This is a genomic window from Microbacterium sp. M, assembly GCF_045181065.1.
Taxonomy (GTDB): domain Bacteria; phylum Actinomycetota; class Actinomycetes; order Actinomycetales; family Microbacteriaceae; genus Microbacterium.
In genome coordinates, this window is record NZ_CP173721.1 from 1,137,421 (window position 1) to 1,161,718 (window position 24,298).

Genomic DNA, 24,298 nt, shown 5'->3' on the forward strand with positions numbered 1-24,298 from the left:
GACGACGCTCCACCACAACCTTTTCTCTGAGCAAGGAGCACATTCGTGGCATTGATCGAGGCTGTAGGCGCACGTGAGATTCTCGACTCGCGGGGCAACCCGACCGTCGAGGTGGAGGTGCTCCTCGATGACGGCATCGTGCAGCGCGCGGCCGTCCCCTCCGGCGCATCCACCGGTGCGTTCGAAGCATACGAGCTCCGCGACGGCGACAAGAGCCGCTACGGCGGCAAGGGCGTGCTGAAGGCCGTCGAGGCTGTCCTCGACGAGCTCGGCCCGGCCATCGAGGGCGTCGAGGCGAGCGAGCAGCGCATCGTCGACGAGATCCTCATCGAGACCGACGGCACCGAGAACAAGAAGCGCGTCGGCGCCAACGCGATCCTCGGCGTCAGCCTGGCGGTCGCCAAGGCGGCAGCCGACAGCGCCGACCTGCCGCTGTTCCGCTACCTCGGCGGACCGAACGCGCACGTCCTGCCCGTTCCGCTCTTCAATGTCATCAACGGCGGCGAGCACGCCGACAACGGCATCGACATGCAGGAGTTCTTCCTCGCACCGATCGGCGCCGAGACCTACTCCGAGGCCCTGCGCTGGGGTGTCGAGACCTACCACGTGCTGCGCAGCGAGCTCAAGGCCGCCGGCTACGCGACCGGTCTCGGCGACGAGGGCGGTTTCGCCCCCGACCTGCCCAGCAACCGCGAGGGACTGGACTTCCTCGTCAAGGCGATCGAGAAGGCCGGCTTCACGCCCGGCACCGAGATCGCCCTCGGCCTGGATGTCGCGGCGACCGAGTTCTTCAACGACGGCGTCTACCGCCTCGACAACAAGGACTGGGATGCCGAGGCACTGACCGAGTACTACGTCGGCCTGGTCAACGACTTCCCGATCGTCACGATCGAGGACGCCCTCGCCGAGGACGACTGGGACAACTGGAAGCACCTCACGGATGCTCTCGGCGCCAAGGTCCAGCTCGTCGGCGACGACCTGTTCGTCACGAACCCCGAGCGCCTCGCCGACGGCATCCGTCGCGGCGTCGCGAACTCGCTGCTGGTCAAGGTCAACCAGATCGGCACGCTGACGGAGACCTTCGACGCGGTCAGCCTCGCGCAGCGCTCCGGCTACACGGCGATGCTGTCGCACCGCTCCGGCGAGACCGAGGACACCACGATCGCCGACCTCGTCGTCGCGACCAACTCGGGTCAGATCAAGGCCGGTGCGCCGGCTCGCAGCGAGCGCGTCGCGAAGTACAATCAGCTTCTGCGCATCGAGGAGGAGCTGGGCGACGCGGCGGTCTTCGCCGGGCGCTCCGCGTTCCCGCGTTTCACCGCGTGAGCGTGCGCAAGAACTGATCCACGAACGAAGGGGGAGCCATGGCGAAACGCGTGGCTTCCCCTTCGTCGTCCACGCGCACGGTCGACGTGCGCGAGTGGACATCCGGCATCCGGTTGTCCGCGTTCTCGGTGATCATGCTCTCGCTCGTCGTGCTCGGGGCGTGGGTGCTGGTGCCGACGCTGGGCACCTACATCGAGCAGCGCCAGCAGATCGCGGCGCTCGAGCAGGCGGTGCAGCTCTCGAAGGATGAGATTGCGGCGCTCGAGCTCGAGCAGCAGCGCTGGGAAGACCCGGCGTACATCACGACCCAGGCGCGCGAGCGGCTCTACTACGTCAAGCCGGGCGAGGTCGTGTACCTGATCGACAACGACCTCGACGCGGCTGCCCTGCCGAAGGAGCAGAAGCCGGTCAGCGCGGAGCTCGAGGAGAGCGCATCCGATTGGATGCCGCAGCTGCTGCGCAACCTGGCAGGAGCCGGTCTCGCGCAGACCGCGGCCGAGGGCGAGTAGAGGCTTCGTTCAGGCACGTCTCCCGTACGCTGGAGACGTGACGACACCGCCCTTCGCCCCGCCCACTCCTGCGGAGATCGACGTTCTGTCCGCTCAGCTCGGACGCACTGTTCGCGGGGTGGTCGGCATCGCCGCACGTTGCGTATGCGGCAACCCGACCGTCGTGGCCACGTCGCCCCGGCTTCCGGACGGCACGCCGTTCCCGACTTTCTACTATCTGACCCACCCGGTGGCCACCGCGGCGATGTCGACGCTCGAGGCCACCCAGGTGATGCCGGAGCTGGCGGCGCTCCTCGACGAGGACGAGGATGTCGCCTCGGCGTACCGCGCTGCGCATGCCGCGTATCTCGCTGACCGCGCGCAGTTCGGTGATGTCCCGGAGATCGACGGCATCTCGGCCGGCGGCATGCCCACCCGTGTGAAGTGCCTGCACGCTCTGGCCGGACACGCACTGGCGGCGGGTCCAGGTGTCAATCCGATCGGCGACGCCGCTCTGCACCGCTCGAGCTGGTCGCCCGAGCGGTGCCGGTGCGAACTGCCAGGAGCCGCGATCGCATGAGTCGTCGGCGGATGCTGAGCGGCATCGTCGCGGCTGCGGCGATGGCGGCATCCGTCCTGCTCGCCGGAGCCGCGACGCCGCCGGCCGATACTCCGACCCCGACGCCGAAGCCGACCGTCGAGAAGCCGGCCGATCCGATCCGCGCCGCGGAGTACTGGCTGGACGGCGCGCGCGTCGAAGAGGCGTGGAAGACCAGCCGTGGAGAAGGCGTCACGATCGCCGTGATCGACACCGGCATCGCTCAAGGACCCGTCGAGTTCCGGGATGCCGTGGTCAGCGGGACGGATGTGTCGGGCACGGGCTCCGAGGACGGACGGACTCCGGTCGGCACGATCGACATCAACCACGGTTCCTGGGTCGCATCTCTGGCGGCGAGCCGCGGTGCGGAGGACGGCACCGGCATGATCGGCGTCGCCCCCGCAGCGGACCTGCTCTCCATCTCGGTCAATTTCGGTGCCTCGGCGTCCGTGCCGTTCACCGAGCAGGTCGCGAATGCGATGCGCTGGGCGGTGGACAACGGCGCCGACATCATCAACCTCTCGTTCACGACCAACACGCTCGATTGGGATCGCAGCTGGGATGACGCGTTCCTGTACGCGTTCCAGCACGACGTCGTCGTGGTCGTCGCGGCGGGCAACCGCGGCAACGGCACGTCGATCGTCGGCGCACCGGCGACGATTCCCGGCGTCCTCACCGTCGGCGGGGTGAACCAGCACGGCGAGGCGAGCGTCGAGGCGTCGACGCAGGGCATCACGATCGGCATCTCCGCTCCCAGCGAAGGGCTGCTGGGAGTGTCCGCGGACGGTCGTGTCGCCGAATGGGACGGCACCAGCGGTGCTGCGCCGATCGTGGCCGGTGTCGCGGCGCTGGTCAAGTCGGCTCACCCCGACCTCAGCGCGGGCAACATCATCAACCGGATCCTGAAGACCGCGATCCCCGTCGAGGGCGTCGACCGGGTGCCGGATCCGCTCTACGGATACGGACTCATCGACGCGAATGCCGCCGTGACGGCATCCGTCGCCCAGGTCGACGCCGACCCGGCCGCAGACCTCGAGGAATGGATCAGGGTGTACCGGCGGGCCGAGACCGCTCCGCAGCCGACGCCGACCGTCGGACCCGTTTCCGTGGAGCCTCTGCCGGCGGCTGATCCGCCCACCGAAGCCGGTTCTCCGCTTCTTCCCAGTGCGCAGACGCTGCTGTACGGTACCCTGCCGCTGATCGTGCTCACGGTCCCTGGTATCCTGGTTGCGCTAGGCGTCACCGCAGCTGCCCGGCGTATCCGAACGGCGCGCGCGCAGCGCACGCCTGCCCCCTGACAAGGAGTTTCCCCTCTGTGGCTGAGAACAGCACTGTGCCCAAGATTCTGATCGTCGGCGGTGGCTACGCGGGTTTCTACACGGCGTGGAAGCTCGAGAAGCACCTCCGCAAGGGCGAGGCGGAGGTGACCATGGTCGACCCGCTGCCCTACATGACCTACCTTCCGTTCCTCCCTGAGGTGGCGGCCGGCTCGATCGAGCCGCGTCACGCCGTCGTCTCGACGCGTCGTCACCTCAAGCGCACCAACGTCGTGGCCGCCAAGGTCACCAAGATCGACCACGCGAACAAGGTCGCCACGATCACGCCGGCGGACGGCGACGCGTACGAGTACGCCTACGACCAGATCGTCGTGACGGCCGGCTCGGTGTCGCGCACGTTCCCCATCCCCGGCATCGCGGACAACGCGATCGGCATGAAGTCGATCGAAGAGGCCGTGTGGGTGCGCGACAAGCTGCTGTCGAACTTCGACCGCGCGGCTGCACTCCCCGCGGGTCCTGAGCGCGAGCGTCTGCTCACGGTCGTCGTCGTCGGCGGCGGCTTCGCCGGCATCGAGACCTTCGCAGAACTGCGCTCGTTCGCGTCCGCGCTGCTCAAGCGCTACCCGGAGCTCACGTTCGAGGAGACGCACTTCCACCTCATCGAGGCCATGGGGCGCATCATGCCCGAGGTCTCGCTGCCCACGAGCGAATGGGTGCTGAAGGACCTCGCCAAGCGCGGCGCCAACGTGCACCTGGACACCCAGGTCACGGGTGCCGTCGACGGCAACGTCGAGCTCTCCACCGGTCAGGTCATCCCGACCGACATCATCGTGTGGACCGCCGGCGTCATGGCCAACCCGCAGGTCGTCCGCGCGGGTGACCTTCCCGTCGAGGAGCGCGGTCGCATCCGTGCCCAGGCGGACCTGCGCGTGGTGGATGCCGACGGCAACGTCGTCGAGGGCGCCTGGACCGCTGGTGACGTCTCGGCCGTTCCCGACCTCACGGGTGGTGGCGTCGGCGGCTTCTGCGTGCCGAATGCCCAGCACGCCGTCCGTCAGGCCAAGCGCCTCGCCAAGAACCTCGTCGCGACGCTGCGCGGTGAGGCTCCGGTCGACTACATTCACAAGAACCTGGGTGCGGTTGCCGGTCTCGGCCTCGGCACCGGTGTCTTCCAGTCCGGCAAGCTCGCACTCAAGGGCTTCGTCGCCTGGGTCGCGCACCGTGGGTACCACGGTCTCGCGATGCCGACGTGGGAGCGCAAGTGGCGCGTGCTGTGGGGCTGGTGGCACAACCTGTGGCTCGACCGCGACATCGTGAACCTCGAGAAGGTGCAGCAGCCGCGCGCGTTCTTCGAGGAGTTCGCGTCGCGTCCGCGTCCGGCTGCGGATGCCGCTCCGGCTGCTCCCGCCAAGGTCGAGGCTCCGGTCGAGAAGGCTCCAGCCAAGGCCGAGGCGACCGCCAGTGCCGAGAAGGTCGCGGACAACGCATCCGACGACAAGGCCGTCAAGAAGGCGCCGGCGCGCAAGCCCGCCGCCAAGAAGGCAGCGGCCGGCGTCGAAGCCAAGTAATCGTCACGACGAAAGCCCCGTTCTCCGGAACGGGGCTTTCGTCGTCTCCGAGGAGATCCATAATCTGGTCCGATACGGTCGATCGTGCAAGGGGAGTACTCCCGTCTGCGGCGGTGTCGTCACTACGGACCTGACATCAGGTCCCGGCCCGCCGGCCCTCCGGGGCGGAGGAGACCTTGGCAGTCCGCCGACGCGGACGGCCATGGCACCCTGTGCGCAGATCCGTGGCTGTTCGCATCATTCGATGAAGGAACCGCACCATGGACAAGATCTCCCGCCTGCTCGGCATGGCCTCTCAGGCGCTGGACAAGACGTCGGCCTCGAATCGAACCGGCTCGTCGGGCTCGTCGGACTGGAGCGGCATGCTCCGCGGGGCCGTGGATGCCGTGCGCGGTCCGTCCCGGCCGGAAGACGCCGCGCGGTCGACGACGCCGGGCTCGTACGCACCGCCGCCCGCGCCGGGCAGCCAGCCGTACGCACCGCCGCCCGCGCCGGGACCCGGGTCTGCTGCGTCCGTCTCCGACGCGGACCGTGCTGCGATCGCGCGGTACGACTACCTGATGCAGACCGCGGATCCGCAGCGCGTCGAGCAGATCCACCGCGAGGCTTTCGCTCAGCTGACTCCGGCACAGCGCGACCACATCGCGCAGCGCATGCAGACCGAGTTCGGTCCGGGCGAGCGTCCGGCTTCGGCATCCGCCGACGACCTCGCCCGCGCAGCAGGTCGTGCAGAGGCGATGCGGCCAGGGCGAATGCGCGGGCTGCTCTCGCGCGTGAGCGGCGCAGGTGCGGGAGGAGTCGCGGTTGCGGCCGGAGGCGCGGCGATCGGCATGCTGGGCGCGGTCGCTGCCGGCTCGGTGATCAGCGCGGCCGCCGGCCCGCTGCTGGAGCAGGCAGGCGCCATGGGTGTCGACTTCGCGGGCCTCGCGGAGGGCTTGGACGTCGAGGCGCTCGCCGGTGGCGCAGAAGGGATGCTCGGTACGGCAGGGGAAGCCGTCTCAGGCCTCGGAGAGTCCGCGTCCGACTGGGGCTCGGCGCTCGGCGACTTCGGGCTCGGAGACCTCTTCGGGCGCTGACGGCGAGTTCCGGGCGTTCGGCGGGTGACCGGCCCGCCCCTCCGCCGGCGGGGGCCCCGAGCCGTGAACGTACCCCCGGTCGGATTCGAACCGACACTCTGGCGAGTTTAAGTCGCCTGCCTCTGCCGATTGGGCTACGGGGGCGTGCCGTTCAGCCTATCGGCGGATGCCGCGTCCAGCGTCATAGGGTGGGGGAGTGCTCGATCTGATCGACGGCCCGATGACCGCCTCCCCAGGTGCCTGGGAGGATCCTGCGCGCTGGTGGCCACGGCTCAGCGCCGCCACGTCGCATCTGCCCGCGCCGGTCGCGGTGATCGACCTGGACGCGCTGCGCCACAACGCGATGGACCTGCTCGTGCGCGCCGGCGGTATCCCGATTCGCGTCGCGTCGAAGTCCGTGCGCGTCCGATCCGTGCTGGACGCCGTGCTGCGGATCCCCGGCTACCGCGGCATCCTCGCCTTCACGCTCGCCGAGGCGCTCTGGCTCTCCGAGACTCACGACGACATCGTCGTCGGATACCCGAGCGTCGACCGGGCAGGCATCGCACGGCTGGCGCAGGACGAGTTCGCGGCATCCCGCGTCACGTTGATGGTCGATGATCCAGCGCACCTGGACTTCATCGACTCCGTCGCCGCTCCGGCGGGGCGCGCCGAGATCCGTGTGGCGATCGATGCGGACGCATCCTGGCGCTCCGCCGCACTGGGCCACATCGGCGTGCGCCGGTCGCCGCTGTTCACCGCGGAGGACGTCGCCCGATTCGCACGTGAGATCGTGCGGCGCGACGGCTTCCGCCTGGTGGGCCTGCAGATGTACGAGGCGCAGATCGCCGGTCAGGGCGATGACGCCGGGCCGGACGCACCGGTGATCCGGTTCGCTCAGGCGCGGTCACGCGACGAACTGCGCCACCGCCGCGCCGCTATCGCCGCGGCACTGATCGACATCGCCCCGCTCGAGTTCCTCAACGGCGGCGGGACCGGCTCGCTCGAATTCACCGGTAGCGACGAATCCGTCACCGAGGCGACCGCAGGCAGTGGTCTTCTGGGCGGGCACCTCTTCGACGGCTACCGCTCGTTCCAGCCGGCACCGGCATCCGCATTCGCCTTCGACGTCGTGCGTCGACCGACGGCCGACATCGCCACCGTGCTGGGAGGCGGGTGGATCGCCTCAGGGCCTCCCGTCGCGTCCCGCCAACCGCGCCCGGTCTGGCCGGCCGGGCTGCGCATGCTGCCCAGAGAAGCCGCAGGCGAGGTGCAGACACCCCTGCAGGGACGGGCGGCCGAATCGCTGGACATCGGCGATCGGGTGTGGTTCCGGCATGCGAAGAGCGGCGAACCGGCGGAACGGATCGATGCGTACCAGTTGGTCTCCGGCGACGAGATCGTGGGCGAACTGCCCACCTATCGCGGTGAGGGAAAGGCGTTCCTGTGACACGACTCGGTGGAAGCTGGCAGAACTGGGCGCGGTCGGCATCAGTTGTCCCTACCCGAGTAGAGCGGCCACGCACGCCCGAAGGCGTGCAGCGGGCCGTGCAGGCCGCTGCGGCGCAGAACCTGCCTGTCAAGGCCGTCGGCGCCGGGCACAGCTTCACGGGCATCGCGGTCGCCCCCGGTGTCCTTCTGGATCTGAGCGACATGCAGGGACTGGTCAGGGCGGATGCCGGGACCGGCCGTGCCACCTTCCTCGCCGGTACGCGGCTGCACCGGATCCCCGGACTGCTGGCGCCGTTCGGCCTCGCGATGGAGAACCTGGGCGACATCGACCGCCAGTCGATCTCCGGTGCCGTCTCGACAGGCACGCACGGCACCGGTGCACGCTTCGGCGGGCTCGCGACGCAGATCGTCGGCGCCGTGCTCATCACGGCCGCGGGGGAGTTCCTGCGGGTGAGCGTCGATGAGAACGCCGACCTGCTGCCGGCGATCGCTCTCGGTCTCGGTGCCCTCGGCATCCTCGTGGAGATCACTGTGCAGTGCGTCCCGGCCTTCGTGGTGCACGCGATCGACGAGCCCGCCCCGCTCGAAGACGTGCTGGCCACCCTGGACGACCGCGTGCAGGCGTTCGACCACTTCGAGTTCTATTGGTTCCCGCACACCGAGGTGGCGCTCACGAAACGCCAGATGCGGATGCCGGAGTCCACCAGGCGCCGGCCGCTGCCGTCATTCGGGCGCTGGGTCGACGAGACGCTGCTGTCGAACACCGTCTACCGGGCCGTGTGCGCGACCGGACGTGCCGTGCCGGCGATCACGCCGCCGTTCAATCGGCTCGCCGTGCAGCTCACCGGCGACCGCGAATACACGGATCGCTCGCATGCCGTGTTCACACAGCGCCGTGCGGTTCGATTCCGCGAGATGGAGTATGCGCTGCCGGCAGAGAACGTCGTGCCCGCTTTCCGGGCCGTGCGCGAGCTGATCGCCCGGCGGGGGTGGCGCATCGAGTTCCCGATCGAGGTGCGATTCGCCGCGGAGGACGATGTGTGGCTGTCGACCGCGTACGGGCGAGCCACCGGATACATCGCCGTTCATCGATACTGGCGCGCTGATCCGACCGAGTACTTCAACGCGGTCGAAGAGATCATGCTCGAGCAGGGCGGGCGCCCGCACTGGGGAAAACTGCACACGCTCGACGCGGAACGCCTGCGCGAACGCCACCCCCGATTCGACGACTTCCTCGCCGTGCGCGATCGGCTGGACCCCGAGCGGAGATTCGACAATCGGTACCTGCGACGCGTGCTCGGAGGCTGAGCGCCGTCCAGTCGATGCGCAGACAGCGCAGCTAGGATGAAGGAAATCTGCGGAAGGGGTGGCCTCCCATGTGGGAATGGCTCGTGCCGGTACTGATCGTCGTCGGTGTCATCGTGATCATCGGCATCTATCTGTGGGCGACCTACAACTCCCTCGTCCAGCTCAACGTCCGTGTGGACGAAGCGTGGAGCGGCATCACCGTGCAGCTCAAGCGCCGGGCCGATCTCATCCCGAATCTCATCGAATCGGTGAAGGGCTACGCCTCGCACGAGAAGGCCGTCTTCGAGAACGTCACGCGCGCCCGTGCGGAGACGCTCTCGGCGTCCGGCCCCGGTGAAGCGGGCATCGCCGAAGGCCATCTGCAGCAGGCGCTCAAGAGCCTGTTCGCCGTCGCCGAGGCCTATCCGCAACTGCAGGCCAGCCAGAACTTCCTCCAGGTGCAGCATTCGCTCGTCGACACCGAGGACAAGATCCAAGCGGCGCGACGCTTCTACAACGGCGGCGTCCGAGAGCTGAACACGAAGATCAAGGTGTTCCCGAACAATCTCTTCGCGCGCGGACTCGGCTTCAGCGAGCGCGAGTTCTTCGAGGTCGCCGACGGCACGACCATCTCCGAACCGCCGCGCGTTCAGTTCTGAGCGACCTGCTGCCGCTCGTGCTCGTGTCGATCTGACGCGACGCCGCCGATCGCCTTCAGAGCATCGGCGACGGCATCCGTCGCATCGCCCCATCCGGATACCGTGATGCGCTCCAGGCCCTGCCAGGCCGCCGCCCGAGCGAGCTCCTCGGCGATCGCGATGGCATCGTCCGGGCGCGCCGCGGGTTCCCACCAGGCGGACTGCACCCGCAGTGCGGATGCCGCCCGGTCGGCCTTGAGATCCACTCTGGCCGCGATCCGGTCATCGACCAGCACGGGGAGCGAGTAGTAGCCGTAGCGGCGCTTGTGGGCCGGCACGTAGATCTCGATGCGGTAGTCGAGTTGGAACGCCCGTAGCGCGCGTTCGCGGAACCACACCACGGGATCGAACGGCGTCAGCAGCGCGGCGGTCTCCACACGGCGCGGCAGCGCGGCATCCCGATGCTTCCAGGCCGGCACAGGACGCCCGGCGCGGTCCCAGCCCCGCACGGTGACCGGCTCGAGTTCTCCGGCATCCACGAGGTCGGTGATCGCCCGCCGGACACCCGGCCGGTCGCGCAGTCGGTGATAGTCGGCGAGATCGGATTCCGTCGCGACCCCGGACGATCGCGCGGCGCGGCGCACCAGCTCGCGGAACGCGTCCTCGCGCGGGACGGGGCGGTCGCGCACGTCCGAGGGGATGACCTGCTCAGCCAGAGCGTAGCGGCGCTCGAAGCCGCGGCGCCCGCTGATCGCGACGTCGCCCGTGCGCCAGAGATGCTCCAGCGTGAGCTTCACGTCGTCCCAGTCCCACCACGTCCCTCGTTCCCGCGGCGCATCCTCCCGCAGGTCGGCAGGGCGCAGCGGTCCGCGGGAACGCAGCTCGTCCTTCACCCACGAGATGGTGCGCTGGTTGCGGTTCATCCAGGAGTCGGGGTCGTCGGCCCAGCGCTGACGGAAGTCGGACATCCGGAAATCCCACAGACCCCAGTCGGATGCCGGAACGAACGTCGCCTCGTGCGCGAGGTATTCGACGTAGTGCGTGGTGCGGGCGTGGAAGATGCGCTCGAAGAGGGCGGCGTCGTAGGGCCCGAGACGGGAGTACAGCGGCATGTGGTGCGAGCGCACGAAGACGTTCACCGAATCGATCTGCAGCACTCCCATCCGCTCCATCGCGCCGTGCACGTGGCGCGCCGTGACGGTCGCCGGACGTCGACGGGTGAAGCCCTGGGCGGCGAGGGCGATGCGGCGCGCCTGCGCGGCGCTGAGAATCTGTGACACGTCGGTCAGCGTAGCGTCGGGCACCGACATGCCCGCGCGTAGACTGGCGTGATGACGGACGAGAAGCGCCCACGCAAGCGGGACCTTCTATGGGGTGGCATGCCGACGGAGCGCACCGTCCGCACCGACACCGATGCTGCCGTCCCCTACGGTCTGCGGGTCACCGCGGGCTACGCGTGGCGGCTGCTGCTGATCGCGGCGGCCGTCGGCGTGATCATCTGGGTCGTCATCCAGTTGAAATTGCTCGTGATCCCGCTGCTCATCGCGATCCTCGTCTCGGCGCTGCTGTCGCCGGCCGTCGGCTGGATGTTGCGGCATCGGGTGCCGCGCTGGCTGGCGATCGTGATAGCGATGATCGGCACGCTCGCGATCGTCGCCGGTCTGCTGTGGCTCGTGATCTGGCAGGTGTCGCGGCAGTGGGCGATGGTGCGCGACAGTACGGCGGATTCCATCGAGAGGCTCCGCCAGTACCTCATCGACGGCCCGCTGCACCTGTCAGCCGCCGAGATCGAGGCGTACATCGACCAGGCCATGGGATTCCTGCAGCAGCAGGTCGACCTGCTTTGGTCGGGCGCGCTCGCGATCGGCACCACTGCCGGACACGTCGCGACCGGTGCCGTGTTGGCCCTGTTCATCCTCATCTGCCTGTTGGCGGACGGCGCAGGGATCTGGCGCTGGACGCTCAAGATCTTCCCGCGCAATGCGCGTCCTGCGGCGGCGGCCGCAGCGGGCAACGGCTGGAACACCGTGGTCAACTACGCGCGCACTCAGCTGCTCGTCGCCACGATCGACGCGATCGGCATCGGCCTCGGAGCCTTCTTCCTCGGCGTTCCGCTCGCCATCCCGGTGGCGGTGCTCGTGTTCCTTGGCGCATTCGTCCCGATCGTCGGAGCCGTGGTCACAGGCGCTGTCGCCGTGTTCCTCGCGCTGGTCTACAACGGTCCCTGGATCGCGTTCTGGATGCTCATCGTCGTGCTGGGCGTCCAGCAGATCGAGGGACACATCCTGCAGCCGATCCTGATGGGTTCGGCGGTGAAGGTGCACCCGCTGGCGGTCGTGCTCGTCGTCGCCGGCGGGACCATGATCGGCGGGATCCCCGGGGCCCTGTTCGCGGTCCCGCTGGCTGCATTCGTCAACGTCGTCGCGGTGACCCTCAGCAGCGGTTCCTGGCGCACCGGCGATGATCCGCACGGAGACCTGATCTGGAGTACAGTGCCGCGCGAGCGGCGACGGAGGATTCAATGAGCACAGCCCCCAGCCTGGCCGAGTTCGAAGAGGCCGCGCAGGGCCTGGCGGGTGTGATCACTCACACTCCGACCCTGCCCTCTCGAGCCCTCACGGATGCCTTCGGCGCACCCGTGCTGCTGAAGATGGAGAATCTGCAGCGCACCGGCTCGTTCAAGATCCGCGGAGCCGCCCATCGGCTCTCGCGGCTGACGGAAGAGGAGCGGTCGCGCGGCGTGGTCGCGGCATCCGCCGGCAACCATGCCCAGGGCGTGGCGCTCGCGGCGCAGGCGCTGGGGATTCCGGCGACGATCTTCATGCCCCTCGGTGTCCCGGTGCCCAAGCTCCTGGCGACGCGCGGTTACGGCGCCGAGGTCGTGCTGGAGGGCGAGACCGTCGCGACCTCGCTGCGGTTGGCGGCGGAATTCGCCGAACGCACCGGCGCGGTCATGATCCACCCGTTCGACCACCGCGACGTCGTGGTCGGGCAGGGGACGCTGGGACTCGAGCTGCTGGAGGACGCTCCTGACCTCGACACCGTGCTCGTCGGGATCGGCGGCGGAGGGCTGATCGCCGGCATCGCCTCCGCGATCAAGGCCAAGGCTGCTGAGACCGGTCGGAAGATCCGGATCATCGGCGTCCAGGCCGAGAACGCCGCAGCGACGGTCGCCTCTCTCGAGGCCGGTCACCGCGTCGCGATCGAGACCCGCCCGACGATCGCCGACGGCATCCTGGTCGCAGAGCCCGGCGCTGTACCGTTCGAGATCATCCAGGACCTCGTCGACGAGGTCGTCACGGTCAGCGACGACGACATCGCCCGCGCACTCCTGGTGCTGCTCGAGCAGGCCAAGGTCGTCGTGGAGCCGGCCGGTGCCGTCGGCGTCGCCGCGATCCTCGCCGGCAAGATCCAGCCGACCGGCACCACGATGGCGGTGCTCTCCGGCGGCAACATCGATCCGCTGCTGCTGCAGCGGGTCGTGGCGCACGGACTCGCTGCATCCGGACGATACCTGACGATCCGCATCCCGCTGCCCGACCGGCCGGGTCAGCTCGCGCGCGTCTCCGAGCTCGTGTCGCAGGCCGGCGCGAACGTCATGGAGGTGCTGCACACCCGTCACGGTCAAGGGCTGCAGATCAACGAGGTCGTCCTGCAGCTGAGCATCGAGACGCGAGGTGCGGAGCACACCGAGCTCACGCTCGATACGCTCCGCCGGGCCGGGTACGACCCGATCGTGGTTCCGGACTGATCCCCACGCCCACTCCAGGCGTGTGGTCCCTCTGAGGAGGACGTGCCGGGACGGTCGAGCGACCCGGACCGACTAGCCCGCGTACGTCTCCACACCGGTGATCTCGACCGAGATCGCGCGGCCGTTGGGGGCCTCGTAGCTGGTCTTGTCGCCGACCTTGAGGCCGAGGATGGCCTGGCCGAGCGGGCTGGCCTCGCTGTAGACGTCGAGGTCGCTGCCGACGGCGATCTCGCGGCTGCCGAGGAGGAAGACCTCTTCGCCGCCGGCGACGAGGGCCGTGACGACGGTGCCCGGCTCCACGATGCCGCGGCTGGCAGGCGCCTCGCCGACCTTCGCGGTCTTCAGCAGCTGCTCGAGCGTGCGGATGCGCGCCTCCTGCTTGCCCTGCTCGTCCTTGGCGGCGTGGTAGCCGCCGTTCTCCTTGAGGTCGCCCTCTTCGCGTGCGGCTTCGATGCGCTTCGCGATCTCTTCGCGGCCGACCGTGGAGAGGTGCTCGAGCTCGGCGACGAGTCGATCGTAGGCTTCCTGCGTGAGGAACGGGACCTGAGCGTCTGTGGACACAGCGTGCTCCTTTGTTCAGCGCCCTTCAGAGCGCACCGGGGATATGCCAAGACGCCCCGGCGATCGTGCCGGGGCGTCAGTTGTCTGAGGCGAGTCTATGCGACCCAGCAGGAGTTGACCAAACCCGTGGTCGCCTCCGCGACGGTCCTCACCTGCTCCGTGATCGCCCTGCTGTGCTCCTCGGATGCCGGGATCTCGACGACCTTCCAGCCGACTACGCCGAACTCCTCATCGAGCGCTTCGATGGCGCAGGCGACGTCTTTCCCGGCCACGCCGCTCACCTGGAAACGGACCTCGACGGAGTACTGGTCCGACACCTCGAAGCCGAGATCGTCCGCATCGACCGAGTTCATCGACTGCGTGATCGTCGACCAGCTGAAGTACCCCACCACGACCACGGCCAGCACGATGCCGATGATCCACGGCAGGCGACGCCGGCGGGTGCGTCCGTAGCGGTCATCGAGTTCCTGTGCGGTCGTCACGTAGCGTGTCTTTCGGTCGTTAGGCTGGTCTTTACAGGTTATGCGACCTGTGCGTGAAAGGCGGCCACATGCTGGTTCTGTTCGGCTCAGACACGCCGATGCCGACTCCGTCGATGACGGTGGACCCGGATTCGGTGACCCCGGGGTTCGCCGGTTTCGCGGCGATCGTGATCGTCCTCATCGCGGTCGTGCTGCTGATCTGGGACATGAACCGCCGCATCCGCAAGGTGCGCTACCGCGAAGAGGTCCGCGAGGAGCTGGATGCCGAAGAGGCCGCGGCCCGTGAGGCCACCGCCCGTGAGGCAGACGGATCGGACGACCCGGACGGCGACGCGAAGCCCTGACCGCCGTCGAGCTCAGTGCATCGTCATCCCGCCGGTGACGTTGATGCCCTGACCCGTCATGTAGCCCGCTAGGTCGCTGGCGAGGAACAGGGCGACGCCGGCGACATCGTGTGGTGTTCCGGTGCGTCCGAGCGGCACCTGCGAACGGTCTTCCGCGGCCACCTCCTCCGCCGTCATGCCGCGGATCGCACCACCCTCGATGCGTTCCCGGTGCTTCATCGGCGTCTCGATGATGCCGGGGCAGATCGCGTTGACCGTGATGCCCCGCGGTGCGAGCTCGGTCGCCATCGTCTTCGTGACGCCGAGCACGGCGTGCTTCGAGGCGACGTAGGCCGTCATGCCGCGGTACCCGTTCTTGCCCGCCTGCGACGAGATGAAGATGATGCGCCCGGTTCGCTCATCATCGACCAGCCGCGCCGCGACATGCTTGGCGACCAGGAACGATCCCTTGGCGTTGACGTCGAGGTTGAGATCCCACTGCGCCGCGGTCGTCTCGGTCGCGAAGCCGAGCGTCGATGTCCCCGCTGCCGTCACGACCGTGTCGATGACGCCGATGCCGTCAGCGATATCCGAGACGACGGCGGCCACGGCATCCTCGTCCGTCACATCCAGTCCGACGGTCCACGTGCCCTGCGGGTCCTGCTGCAGCCCATCCGGGAACGACAGGTCGGCGCTGACGACGGTCGAGCCTTCGCCGTGGAAGGCATCCACGATCCCGGCGCCGATCCCGCTGGCGCCGCCGGTGACGAGGACGACGCGGCCGCGGAGTTCCTCGAACACTCAGACCACCGTGCGCGCGAACGCGTCGAGGCTGATGCCCTGCTCGAGGATCCGCTTCGACCACTCCCGCGCGCTGTGCAGGCTGTGATCGCGGTAGTTGCCGCATTCGACGGCGGAGACACCGGGGACGTCGTCCCATTGGGCCTTCTCGGCGATGAACTCCAGGCCGGCCTTGATCGCGGCGACGACGTCCGGGACGGTCGGCTCGCCCCACGTGATGAGGTGGAACCCGGTGCGGCAGCCGAAGGGGGAGATGTCGATGACACCGTCCAGGTGATCGCGCAGGACGCTGGCGAGCAGGTGTTCGATCGTGTGCAGGCCCGCCGTCGGGATCTCGCCCTCGTTCGGCTGAACGAAGCGCACGTCGAAGTTCGAGATCGCGTCGCCCCGCGGCCCGTGCTCCGTGGCGATCAGGCGCACGTACGGCGCGTGGACGGCGGTGTGATCGAGGGTGAAGCTCTCGACTTCGGCCATGGGGGTCTCCTTGCTGGTGGTGTGGTTCGGATTCTACGGAAGCAACGCCCGGCCGGGTGCGCCGAGACGTTCGACGAGCTCGGTGAGGCGGTCGAGGGGATGGACGAGAGCGAGGCGGATGTGACCGCGGCCGCGCTCGCCGAACCCGCTGCCCGGTGCGACAGCGACGCCGTGATCCTCGAGCAGTCGCGTCGCGAGCACGATGTCGTCGACGCCGCGGGTGGCGATCCAGACGAAGAACGTCCCGTCCGCCGGGCGCACATCCCAGCCGCTGGCGCGCAGACCGTCGACGACCAGGTCGCGCCGTCGGCGGTAGACATCCACGAGAGCGTCCGCGGCGCTCTGATCGCCCGCCAGCGCCGCGGCTGCGGCATCCTGCGTCGCTCCGAAGATCGTGCTGAACGCCTGGGCCTGATATCCGCGCATGATGCTGATGATCTCGGCGGATCCGGCGGCGAATCCGATCCGCCACCCGGCCATGTTGTAGGTCTTGGACAGGGTCGACACCTCCACGGTGCGCTCGACGTCGACGCTGAGCGCCGAGAGCGGCCGGTGCGCGAATCCGAGCGATGAGTACGCGAAGTCGTGCATGAACGCTCCGCCGAGCCGCCGGGCCTCGATGACCGCTCGCTCGAACGTCGTCGACGTCGCGGTCGCACCCGTGGGGTTGTGCGGGTAGTTCAGCAGGAGCGCCGCTGCATCGGTGAGCTCCGCCAGCGCGGACCATTCGGGTTGATGCGCGCGCGCCGGATCCAGCGGGAGCAGGTGCAGGCGCGCACCGGCGAGAGCCGCCGCGCTTGCATAAGCGGGATAGCCGGGATCGGGCACGACGAGGGTCGCCCTCGGATCGGCGAGCCCCAGGACCGCGGCCATGAGACCCTCGTGCGAACCGTGGAAGGCGGCGACCTGGGTCAGCGGATCGAGGTCGACCCCGTGATCCCGGCGGTAGCGCAGGGCGATGGCATCGGCGAGAGCGGGTCGTGTCCCATAGGCCGGGTAGCTGTGATTGTCCGGATCCGCCACGGCATCCTGCATCGCACGGACGATGTGCGGCGGGGTGGGCAGATCCGGGTTCCCCTTGGACACGTCGATGACGTCGACGCCGTTCGCCCTGGCCGCGGCGACCGCGGCATCCAGACCACCGAAGAAGTTCGCCGGGAGCGCGCGGACCCGCGCGGCCGGCGTGATCCCGCCGGTCACCGCCGTCGCAGCTTCCGTGCCAGGCGGGTTCCGAAGAGCTGGATCAACTGCACGATCAGCACGAGCGTGACGACCGTGATCAGCATCGTGAACGCGTCGAATCGCTGGTAGCCGTAGCTGATCGCCAGATCTCCGATGCCGCCGGCGCCGACCGTTCCCGCCATCGCCGTCGCATCGAGCAGTCCGATGGTCGCCGTGGTGAGCGCGAGCACGAGCGAGCCGCGCGCCTCGGGGAGCAGGAAACGGGTGAAGATCTGGACGGGAGTCGCACCCATCGACTTCGCGGCCTCCACGATGCCCTCGGGGACCTCGAGCAGGGAGTTCTCCACCAGGCGGGCGATGTACGGGGACACCATGATCGTCAGCGGCACCAGGGCCCCGTTCACGCCGATGGACGTGCCCATCACGAGTCGGGTGAACGGCAGGATCGCCACGAGCAGGATGATGAACGGCAACGAGCGCACGACGTTGATGAAGGCGTTCAGCAGGAACGACACGACGCGGTTCGGCAGGACACCGCCCTGGCGGACGACAACGACGGCGATGCCGAGGAGGATGCCGAGTATCGATCCGATGAAAAGCGCGATCCCCAGCATGTAGAGCGTCTCGCCGAGCGCTTCGAGGAAGAGCTCCGGCGTCAGGAGGGTGTCGATCATGCGCGCACCTCCTCGATGCTGACGATCCGTTCCGCAAGATGGGCGTACGCTGCGTCGCGCTGCGTCGCCGGGCCCTCGACCTGGATGATCATGTGTCCGACGGTGCGATTCTGGATGTCGGTCATGTCGGCGTGGAGGATATTGACCTCCAGCCCGAAATCGCGGATCAGGGCGCCGACGATCGGCGTCGTCACCTCTTCGTCGAGGAACCGCAGCCGCCAGAGGGGGTGACCGCCGACGGCGCGGAGCACCCGTTCCGGGAGCTCCTGCGGGATCACGGTCCCGACAAAGGCTCGGGCGATGGGCGTACGCGGGTGGACGAAGACGTCCATGACCGAACCCTGTTCGACCACGCGACCGCCCTCCATGACGGCGACGGCCTGGCAGAGGTCCTTGATGACGTCCATCTCGTGGGTGACGACCAGGATCGTGGTGCCGTACTGCTCATTCACACGACGCAGCAGATCGATGATCTGCAACGTCGTCGACGGATCCAGTGCGCTGGTCGCTTCGTCGCAGAGCAGGACGGCGGGCTGCCGTATGATCGCGCGGGCGATCCCGACGCGCTGCTTCTGACCGCCCGAGAGCTGCCCAGGGTACGCCGACAACCGCGCGCCAAGACCGACGAATTCGAGTGCTTCCGTCGCTCGGGCCTGCGCCGCTGCGCGGCTGATGCCGTCGAGGCGCAGGGGCATCGCGACGTTGTCGAGCACCGTGACCGTCTCGAGCAGCTGGAACTGCTGGAAGATCATGCCGGTGCGCTTGCGCGCTGTGCGCAGCTGAGCCGTCGTCAGGTGTGCGAGATCGACGCCGTCCACGTGCACGGAGCCTTCGGTGGGCAGCTCGAGTGCATTCACCAGCCGGATCAGTGTGCTCTTGCCGGCGCCGCTGTGGCCGATGACTCCGAAGATCTGACCACGCGGGATGCTGAGGTCCACCCCGTCCAGCGCGACGACGGCCTCGCCATCGCGTCCGAAGCGCCGCGTGACCCCGTCGAACCGGACGGCGACGTCCGTTGATCCGTCACGGTCCGCCGCTGTCATCAGTCGGCCAGCGCGGCGGGGATGTTGTAGCCGTCGTAGGCGTCTTCGGAGGCGAGGTACTCGACGAACTCGTCCGATTCGTATGCCGCCTGGAGTGCCGTGGCCCAATCGGCATCCGCGTTCGCCTCGTCGACCGCGACGATCACGGAGAACTCGTCGGTCAGATCCTCGAGCTCGAGCGCATCGGTCAGCTTCAGGCCGCCGGAGACGATGAAGTTGCCTTGGATGACGCTGTAGTCCACGTCCTGCAGCGCGGCGACCTGCTGCGCGTTCTCCATTTCGACGAACTCGATGTCGTTGGGGTTCTCCGTCACGTCCTGAAGCGAGGCGGTGGCCGGATCGATGGTGTCCGAGAGACCGATGAGATCGAGATCTTCGAGGACCTTGAGCGCGCGGTACTGGTTGGAGGGCTGATTGGGCACGGCGATCGTCGATCCGGTGCCGAGGTCGTCCAGATCGGTCTTCTTTCCGCCGAACAGGCCCATCGGCGGAGTCGGCACCTGGACGAGCGCGGTGTTGGTCAGACCCTCCTGCTCGTTGATCGCGTCCATGTAGACGGTGTGCTGCATGATGTTGGCGTCGATCTCGCCGTCGCTCACCGCGACGTTGACGATCACCCCATCCGTGAAGTCGCTGGACTCGATCGTGTACCCGTCGGCCTCGAGGATCGGCTGGATGCCCTCCTGGAACATCTCCAGGTAGGGGCCGGGGTTGAAGCCGATCGAGATCGTCTTCTTCTCGCCCTCGGTTTCGGCGCCGGCACCGGCGTCGGTGGGCGTCGTGCTCGCGCATCCGGCGACGAGTGCGGCGGTTCCCAGCGATGCTGCCAGGACGATGAGACGGACGGGACGGCGCATCACGGAGACCTCCGGAGAGACGGGCGGGTATGTCCCCGACGCTATCCGGGGCCTTCCCGGACGGCACATCGTGTTACGCAGCGTGACCGCGATGTGCCGCCGCAGCCTCGTCAGCCGGGCAGGCCCAGCGAAGGGGAGTAGGGCTGCAGCGCGATGAGCAGGCAGGCCGTCCAGTGGCACAGGAATGCCAGCACGGTGCAGACGTGGAAGATCTCGTGGAAGCCGAAATGCCCCGGCCAGGGGTTCGGCTTCTTCAGCGCGTAGACGATCGCGCCGCCGGTGTAGAGCAGCCCGCCGACGATCACGAGGATCATCATGGCGACATTCGCGCGCAGCAGGTCGGGCATGTACATCACGGCCGCCCAGCCCAGCAGCAGGTACAGGGCGACGTACAACCAGCGCGGTGCGTTGATCCAGAAGACGCGGAACAGGATGCCGAGCAGCGCGCCGCTCCACACGAGGACGAGCAGGAGCGTGCCCTTGTCCGGTTCGAGGGCGAGGGTCGCGATCGGCGTATACGTCCCGGCGATCAGCAGCAGGATGTTCGCATGATCGATGCGCTTGAGCACGATCTTGGTTCTCGGACCCCAGTTGAAGCGGTGATACAGCGCGGAGTTGCCGAACAGCAGCAGCGATGTGGCCATGAACACCGCAGCGGACCACTTCGCCGGTGCCCCCTGCGCGAGCACGATCAGCACGATCCCGGCGGCGATCGCGACCGGGAACGTGCCGGCGTGGATCCATCCCCGCCAGGTGGGTTTGATCTCGACGTCTGCGTCGACAGCGGCCGCCTCGAGCAGCGGCAGCTGGGGGACATCCGGGGTCTTGGCTGCGCGTCTGCTCACGTCTTCACTCTAGGCCGCGATCCATTCCGCGAGCAGCACATATCCTGAGCGATCGCACAGCGCTGAACGGGAGGGGGCACGGTAGCGTAGGCACGTGAATGCACGCGCGAGCGAAGGCCGGGGGCCGCTGTACCGGCTGTACGGCAGGCGATTGCGCAGGCAGCTCGAGGCGGCTCCGGTTCCGCATCATGTCGCGATGATGATCGACGGCAATCGTCGCTGGGCGAGGCAGCTCGGGCTCGGGTCGGCGGCGGAGGGGCATCGCGCCGGAGCGGCCAAGATGCGTGAGTTCCTGGGGTGGTGCGACGAGATCGGCATCCCTGTCGTCTCGCTGTACCTGCTCTCCAGCGACAATCTGCTCAAGCGCGACTCGAAGGAGATCGCCGATCTCATCGAGATCATCGCCGAACTGGCCGATGCGCTCTCGCGCGAGCCGAACTGGCGCGTCAAGCACGTCGGCCGCGCGGACATCCTGCCGGCCGAGCTCGCGCGGGTCCTCGCGGATGCCGAGGAGCGCACCAGGGATCACACCGGGCTGCACGTCAACCTCGCCGTCGGTTACGGCGGACGCAACGAGATCGTCGACGCGGTGCGCAGCATCATCGCGCAGCACAACGCCTCAGGCGGCACTCTTGAGGACCTCGCCTCCCAGCTCACCCCCGACATGATCGGCGAGCACCTCTACACGACGGGTCAGCCCGATCCGGACCTGGTGATCCGCACGAGCGGCGAGCAGCGGCTCAGCGACTTCCTGCTGTGGCAGAGCGCGCACAGCGAGTTCTACTTCGTCGAGGCGCTCGGCCCCGACCTGCGCGAGATCGATTTCCTCCGCGCGATCCGCGACTACGCGGGCCGCGACCGACGATTCGGCCGCTGACCGCACAGGTGGTGCCTGCTCATGGCAGGATGAGCCGGGTGAGCGCATTCGACGACTTCCTCGCCACCTTCGATGTGGAACCCGGCTACCTGAACTGGGCCGCGAACGGTCCGTTGTCGCCGTCGGTGCGAGCGGAGGTGTTCGCCGATGCGGATCTGCTCGGCAGCGGCAGGCCGTCCTCGCTGGCGCTCGTGGCTGATCGCATCATCCAGGCCAAGGAGACGGCCGCCGAACTTCTCGGTGCGGATGCATCCGAACTCACCGTGCAGCCATCGGCGACCTACGGACTGATGCACGCGTTCTACGGCCTCAGCGGTGCGGTCATCGCCTCGAGCGCCGAGTTCCCCAGCATCACCGTCACCCTGGAGCGTGCCGCGCAGGCCTCGCACGGCGAACTGTCGCCGCGCTGGATCGATCCGCAGGATGGGCACGTGACGCCGGCAGCGATCGTCGAAGCGCTGGATGCCGATGTCACGGCACTCGCCGTGAGCCACGTCGATTTCCGGACCGGGTTCCGTGCTGACCTCGCCGCGCTGCGAGAGGCCATCGGACCGGATCGGCTGCTCATCGTCGACGCCGTGCAGTCCTTCGGGGTCGTGGAGGACGACTACGCCCTCGCCGACGTGGTCGTCGGTCATGGCTACAAGTGGCTGCGCGCGGGGCGCGGAACCGGATTCGCACGATTCTCCACCGCCGCGCGCGAGCGGATCGCGCCCGTCCTGTCCGGCTTCGGCGGCGTGGGAGGACCACTTCCGGTCGATGATCTGCCGGCCGCAGCATCCGATGCCAGCGCTTACACCGTGAACGGCCCCGATCAGCTCGCCGCCGCGCGACTGGCCGTTGGATTGAGCGCTGTGCGCGACGCGGGTGTCGCGAGCATCGAAGCCGCGGTCGCCGACCATGTGGACGCGATCCTGGAGGTCGCCGATCGCCACGGCATCCCGGTGCGCAGCCCGAGGGAGCGCGCACGTCGCGCCGGCATCGTGACCCTGGCACCGGAGCATCCTGCGCCGCTGTCCGCCGCGCTCACGAACGCCGGTGTCGTCGCGACGACGCGCGGCGACGCCGTGCGCGTCGCGCCGCACGCGGGGACCACCGCCGACACGATCCGGATGCTGGACGACGCGATCGCCTCGGCGGGCAACGAGAAGTTCACGAGCGCGTAACGTGCGTTTCGCGTGTCGAGCGCGCCCGTTGCCATCTCCCGGTCGTACCTTCTAGGCATCGGGCACGGTGCCCGGTCGAGTCGGCCTTCAGGTACGCGACTCGTGGCCCTGGTCGACTCGAGGCATAGCCGGGAGACAGTCCCGGGTCGGGAGTGGGTCGTGACCACACGTACAGCGCAGCAGCAGTCCCGCAAGAGCACAGAGGCGCAGCCGGAAACGGATCTGCGGACCTATGTGCTCGACACCTCGGTCCTGCTGAGCGATCCGCAGGCGTTCTTCCGGTTCGCCGAGCATTCCGTCGTCCTTCCGGTGGTCGTGATCACCGAACTCGAAGGCAAGCGGCACGATCCGGAGATCGGATACTTCGCGCGGCAGGCGCTGCGCCACCTCGACGAGCTGCGCATCGAGCACGAGCGCCTGGACTTCCCTGTGCCGGTCGGCGAGGGCGGCACGCTCCGCGTCGAACTGAACAACACGAGCGGAGACGTGCTGCCCAGCGGCATCAGGCTCGGCGACAACGACAGCCGCATCCTCGCCGTCGCGATGCACCTGGCGCAGGACGGCCAGGACGTCACGATCGTCTCCAAGGATCTGCCCATGCGCGTCAAGGCCTCGTCGCTGGGGCTGCACGCCGAGGAGTACCTCGCCGAGCAGGCGGTCGATTCCGGCTGGACCGGGATCTCCTCGCTCGCGCTCTCCGGCGACGAGATGAGCGATCTGTACGAGAGCGAGGTCGGCACGAGCGCCGAGGCCGTCGGGCTGCCGGTGAACACGGGACTGATCATCCAGTCCGAGCGCGGTTCGGCCCTCGGGCGCGTCACGAGCGACGGCGAGTACAAGCTGATCCGCGGAGACCGTGAGATCTTCGGAATGCACGGCCGCTCGGCCGAGCAGCGCATCGCGATCGATCTGCTCCTGGACCCGGAGGTCGGCATCGTCTCGCTCGGCGGACGCGCAGGCACCGGCAAGTCGGCACTCGCGCTGTGCGCGGGGCTGGAAGCGGTGCTCGAGCGGCAGCAGCAGAAGAAGATCATCGTCTTCCGGCCGCTGTTCGCCGTCGGTGGGCAGGAGCTCGGGTATCTCCCCGGCGACCAGGGCGAGAAGATGGGCCCGTGGGGCCAGGCGGTGTTCGACACCCTGGGATCGGTGGTCTCGGGCAACGTGCTGGAGGAGGTCGTGGACCGCGGCATCCTCGAGGTGCTGCCGCTGACCCACATCCGCGGGCGCTCGCTGCACGATGCCTTCGTGATCGTCGACGAGGCGCAGTCGCTCGAACGCAACGTCCTGCTGACGGTGCTCAGCAGGATCGGGCAGAACTCCCGGGTCGTGCTCACGCACGACGTCGGACAGCGCGACAACCTGCGTGTCGGGCGTCACGACGGCATCGCGAGCGTCATCGAGACGTTGAAGGGGCACGACCTCTTCGGGCACGTGACGCTGATGCGCTCCGAGCGCTCCGCGATCGCGGCGCTGGTCACCGAGCTGCTGGAGGGCGGCGAGCTCAGCTGACCCGGAGTTCCGGGAAACGACGGATGCCGCGCCCCTGAGGTCGCGGCATCCGTTCTCTTCCGGG

At 68.5% G+C, this 24,298-nt stretch carries 25 protein-coding genes and 1 tRNA gene; 15 read left to right on the forward strand and 11 right to left on the reverse strand.

What is annotated here, in order from left to right:
- Nucleotides 1-45: 45 nt before the first annotated feature.
- From eno to ACI7YT_RS05370, 6 genes are all read left to right on the forward strand, one after another.
- Nucleotides 46-1,326 (forward strand): phosphopyruvate hydratase, encoded by a 1,281-nt coding sequence (gene eno / locus ACI7YT_RS05345; protein ID WP_406249429.1) that lies wholly within the window; start codon nucleotides 46-48, stop codon nucleotides 1,324-1,326.
- A 38-nt stretch (nucleotides 1,327-1,364) separates the two neighbouring features.
- Entirely contained in the window at nucleotides 1,365-1,835 is a 471-nt protein-coding gene (locus ACI7YT_RS05350) for a septum formation initiator family protein (RefSeq protein ID WP_406249430.1), read from the forward strand.
- A gap of 37 nt (nucleotides 1,836-1,872) precedes the next feature.
- Nucleotides 1,873-2,394, forward strand: coding sequence for a DUF501 domain-containing protein (locus ACI7YT_RS05355; RefSeq protein WP_406249431.1), 522 nt, complete (start codon nucleotides 1,873-1,875; stop codon nucleotides 2,392-2,394).
- Nucleotides 2,391-3,710, forward strand: a complete 1,320-nt coding sequence (locus ACI7YT_RS05360) for a S8 family serine peptidase (RefSeq protein WP_406249432.1) — start codon at nucleotides 2,391-2,393, stop codon at nucleotides 3,708-3,710. The genes ACI7YT_RS05355 and ACI7YT_RS05360 overlap by 4 nt, the downstream gene beginning before the upstream one ends.
- Nucleotides 3,711-3,745: 35 nt before the next feature.
- Nucleotides 3,746-5,257, forward strand: a complete 1,512-nt coding sequence (locus tag ACI7YT_RS05365) for an NAD(P)/FAD-dependent oxidoreductase (RefSeq protein ID WP_406249433.1) — start codon at nucleotides 3,746-3,748, stop codon at nucleotides 5,255-5,257.
- Nucleotides 5,258-5,517: 260 nt separating this feature from the next.
- Complete coding sequence (locus ACI7YT_RS05370; protein ID WP_406249434.1) at nucleotides 5,518-6,333, forward strand: cation-transporting ATPase; 816 nt, start codon at nucleotides 5,518-5,520, stop codon at nucleotides 6,331-6,333.
- Between the two features lie 70 nt (nucleotides 6,334-6,403).
- On the opposite strand, the gene ACI7YT_RS05375 is transcribed toward ACI7YT_RS05370, so the two are convergent.
- Nucleotides 6,404-6,477 (reverse strand) — tRNA-Leu (locus ACI7YT_RS05375).
- 52 nt (nucleotides 6,478-6,529) lie between these two features.
- On the opposite strand from ACI7YT_RS05375, the gene ACI7YT_RS05380 reads away from it, so the two are divergent.
- From ACI7YT_RS05380 to ACI7YT_RS05390, 3 genes are all read left to right on the forward strand, one after another.
- A complete protein-coding gene (locus ACI7YT_RS05380; protein WP_406249435.1) occupies nucleotides 6,530-7,762 on the forward strand; it encodes an alanine racemase in 1,233 nt (410 codons plus the stop codon).
- Nucleotides 7,759-9,072 carry a D-arabinono-1,4-lactone oxidase gene (locus ACI7YT_RS05385; RefSeq protein ID WP_406249436.1) on the forward strand — a complete coding sequence of 438 codons (1,314 nt, stop codon included), beginning with the start codon at nucleotides 7,759-7,761 and terminating at the stop codon, nucleotides 9,070-9,072. The genes ACI7YT_RS05380 and ACI7YT_RS05385 overlap by 4 nt, the downstream gene beginning before the upstream one ends.
- Nucleotides 9,073-9,140: 68 nt before the next feature.
- Nucleotides 9,141-9,710: a LemA family protein gene (locus ACI7YT_RS05390; RefSeq protein ID WP_406249437.1), complete on the forward strand. Its 570-nt coding sequence runs from the start codon at nucleotides 9,141-9,143 to the stop codon at nucleotides 9,708-9,710.
- On the opposite strand, the gene ACI7YT_RS05395 is transcribed toward ACI7YT_RS05390, so the two are convergent.
- The gene (locus tag ACI7YT_RS05395; RefSeq protein WP_406249438.1) at nucleotides 9,701-10,969 is read right to left on the reverse strand and encodes a winged helix-turn-helix domain-containing protein; all 1,269 of its coding nucleotides are present in this window, start codon (nucleotides 10,967-10,969) and stop codon (nucleotides 9,701-9,703) included. The two genes, ACI7YT_RS05390 and ACI7YT_RS05395, sit on opposite strands and share 10 nt — an antisense overlap.
- A gap of 99 nt (nucleotides 10,970-11,068) precedes the next feature.
- Between ACI7YT_RS05395 and ACI7YT_RS05400 the strand changes: the two genes are divergently transcribed.
- Both ACI7YT_RS05400 and ilvA read left to right on the forward strand, forming a co-directional pair.
- Nucleotides 11,069-12,214: an AI-2E family transporter gene (locus ACI7YT_RS05400; RefSeq protein WP_406249439.1), complete on the forward strand. Its 1,146-nt coding sequence runs from the start codon at nucleotides 11,069-11,071 to the stop codon at nucleotides 12,212-12,214.
- On the forward strand, nucleotides 12,211-13,440 hold the full coding sequence (gene ilvA, locus ACI7YT_RS05405; RefSeq protein ID WP_406249440.1) for a threonine ammonia-lyase: 1,230 nt from the start codon (nucleotides 12,211-12,213) through the stop codon (nucleotides 13,438-13,440). Before ACI7YT_RS05400 ends, ilvA begins: the two co-directional genes overlap by 4 nt.
- Before the next feature lie 72 nt (nucleotides 13,441-13,512).
- Here ilvA and greA read toward each other — a convergent pair whose 3' ends face one another.
- Both greA and ACI7YT_RS05415 read right to left on the reverse strand, forming a co-directional pair.
- Nucleotides 13,513-14,001 (reverse strand): transcription elongation factor GreA, encoded by a 489-nt coding sequence (greA, locus tag ACI7YT_RS05410; RefSeq protein ID WP_406249441.1) that lies wholly within the window; start codon nucleotides 13,999-14,001, stop codon nucleotides 13,513-13,515.
- Between the two features lie 95 nt (nucleotides 14,002-14,096).
- Nucleotides 14,097-14,483, reverse strand: a complete 387-nt coding sequence (locus ACI7YT_RS05415; RefSeq protein WP_406249442.1) for a DUF4307 domain-containing protein — start codon at nucleotides 14,481-14,483, stop codon at nucleotides 14,097-14,099.
- Between the two features lie 68 nt (nucleotides 14,484-14,551).
- Here ACI7YT_RS05415 and ACI7YT_RS05420 point away from each other — a divergent pair, with 68 nt between their 5' ends.
- A complete protein-coding gene (locus ACI7YT_RS05420; protein WP_406249443.1) occupies nucleotides 14,552-14,827 on the forward strand; it encodes a hypothetical protein in 276 nt (91 codons plus the stop codon).
- A 12-nt stretch (nucleotides 14,828-14,839) separates the two neighbouring features.
- Here the strand turns inward: ACI7YT_RS05420 and ACI7YT_RS05425 are convergent, their stop codons facing one another.
- The 7 genes from ACI7YT_RS05425 to ACI7YT_RS05455 form a co-directional block, all read right to left on the reverse strand.
- Complete coding sequence (locus ACI7YT_RS05425) at nucleotides 14,840-15,607, reverse strand: SDR family NAD(P)-dependent oxidoreductase (protein ID WP_406249444.1); 768 nt, start codon at nucleotides 15,605-15,607, stop codon at nucleotides 14,840-14,842.
- Nucleotides 15,608-16,081 carry an S-ribosylhomocysteine lyase gene (locus ACI7YT_RS05430; protein ID WP_406249445.1) on the reverse strand — a complete coding sequence of 158 codons (474 nt, stop codon included), beginning with the start codon at nucleotides 16,079-16,081 and terminating at the stop codon, nucleotides 15,608-15,610.
- Between the two features lie 33 nt (nucleotides 16,082-16,114).
- A complete protein-coding gene (locus ACI7YT_RS05435) occupies nucleotides 16,115-17,281 on the reverse strand; it encodes an aminotransferase class I/II-fold pyridoxal phosphate-dependent enzyme (RefSeq protein WP_406249446.1) in 1,167 nt (388 codons plus the stop codon).
- Nucleotides 17,278-17,937 carry a methionine ABC transporter permease gene (locus ACI7YT_RS05440; protein WP_406249447.1) on the reverse strand — a complete coding sequence of 220 codons (660 nt, stop codon included), beginning with the start codon at nucleotides 17,935-17,937 and terminating at the stop codon, nucleotides 17,278-17,280. The genes ACI7YT_RS05435 and ACI7YT_RS05440 overlap by 4 nt, the downstream gene beginning before the upstream one ends.
- The gene (locus ACI7YT_RS05445) at nucleotides 17,934-18,980 is read right to left on the reverse strand and encodes a methionine ABC transporter ATP-binding protein (RefSeq protein ID WP_406249448.1); all 1,047 of its coding nucleotides are present in this window, start codon (nucleotides 18,978-18,980) and stop codon (nucleotides 17,934-17,936) included. The genes ACI7YT_RS05440 and ACI7YT_RS05445 overlap by 4 nt, the downstream gene beginning before the upstream one ends.
- Nucleotides 18,980-19,837: a MetQ/NlpA family ABC transporter substrate-binding protein gene (locus tag ACI7YT_RS05450; protein ID WP_406249449.1), complete on the reverse strand. Its 858-nt coding sequence runs from the start codon at nucleotides 19,835-19,837 to the stop codon at nucleotides 18,980-18,982. The genes ACI7YT_RS05445 and ACI7YT_RS05450 overlap by 1 nt, the downstream gene beginning before the upstream one ends.
- A 110-nt stretch (nucleotides 19,838-19,947) precedes the next feature.
- On the reverse strand, nucleotides 19,948-20,682 hold the full coding sequence (locus ACI7YT_RS05455; RefSeq protein ID WP_406249450.1) for a hemolysin III family protein: 735 nt from the start codon (nucleotides 20,680-20,682) through the stop codon (nucleotides 19,948-19,950).
- A gap of 94 nt (nucleotides 20,683-20,776) precedes the next feature.
- Here ACI7YT_RS05455 and ACI7YT_RS05460 point away from each other — a divergent pair, with 94 nt between their 5' ends.
- The 3 genes from ACI7YT_RS05460 (at nucleotide 20,777) to ACI7YT_RS05470 (ending at nucleotide 24,234) form a co-directional block, all read left to right on the forward strand.
- Nucleotides 20,777-21,559: an isoprenyl transferase gene (locus tag ACI7YT_RS05460; protein WP_406249451.1), complete on the forward strand. Its 783-nt coding sequence runs from the start codon at nucleotides 20,777-20,779 to the stop codon at nucleotides 21,557-21,559.
- A 29-nt stretch (nucleotides 21,560-21,588) separates the two neighbouring features.
- The gene (locus ACI7YT_RS05465; RefSeq protein WP_406249452.1) at nucleotides 21,589-22,725 is read left to right on the forward strand and encodes an aminotransferase class V-fold PLP-dependent enzyme; all 1,137 of its coding nucleotides are present in this window, start codon (nucleotides 21,589-21,591) and stop codon (nucleotides 22,723-22,725) included.
- A 159-nt stretch (nucleotides 22,726-22,884) separates the two neighbouring features.
- The gene (locus tag ACI7YT_RS05470; RefSeq protein ID WP_406249453.1) at nucleotides 22,885-24,234 is read left to right on the forward strand and encodes a PhoH family protein; all 1,350 of its coding nucleotides are present in this window, start codon (nucleotides 22,885-22,887) and stop codon (nucleotides 24,232-24,234) included.
- Nucleotides 24,235-24,298: the final 64 nt, after the last annotated feature.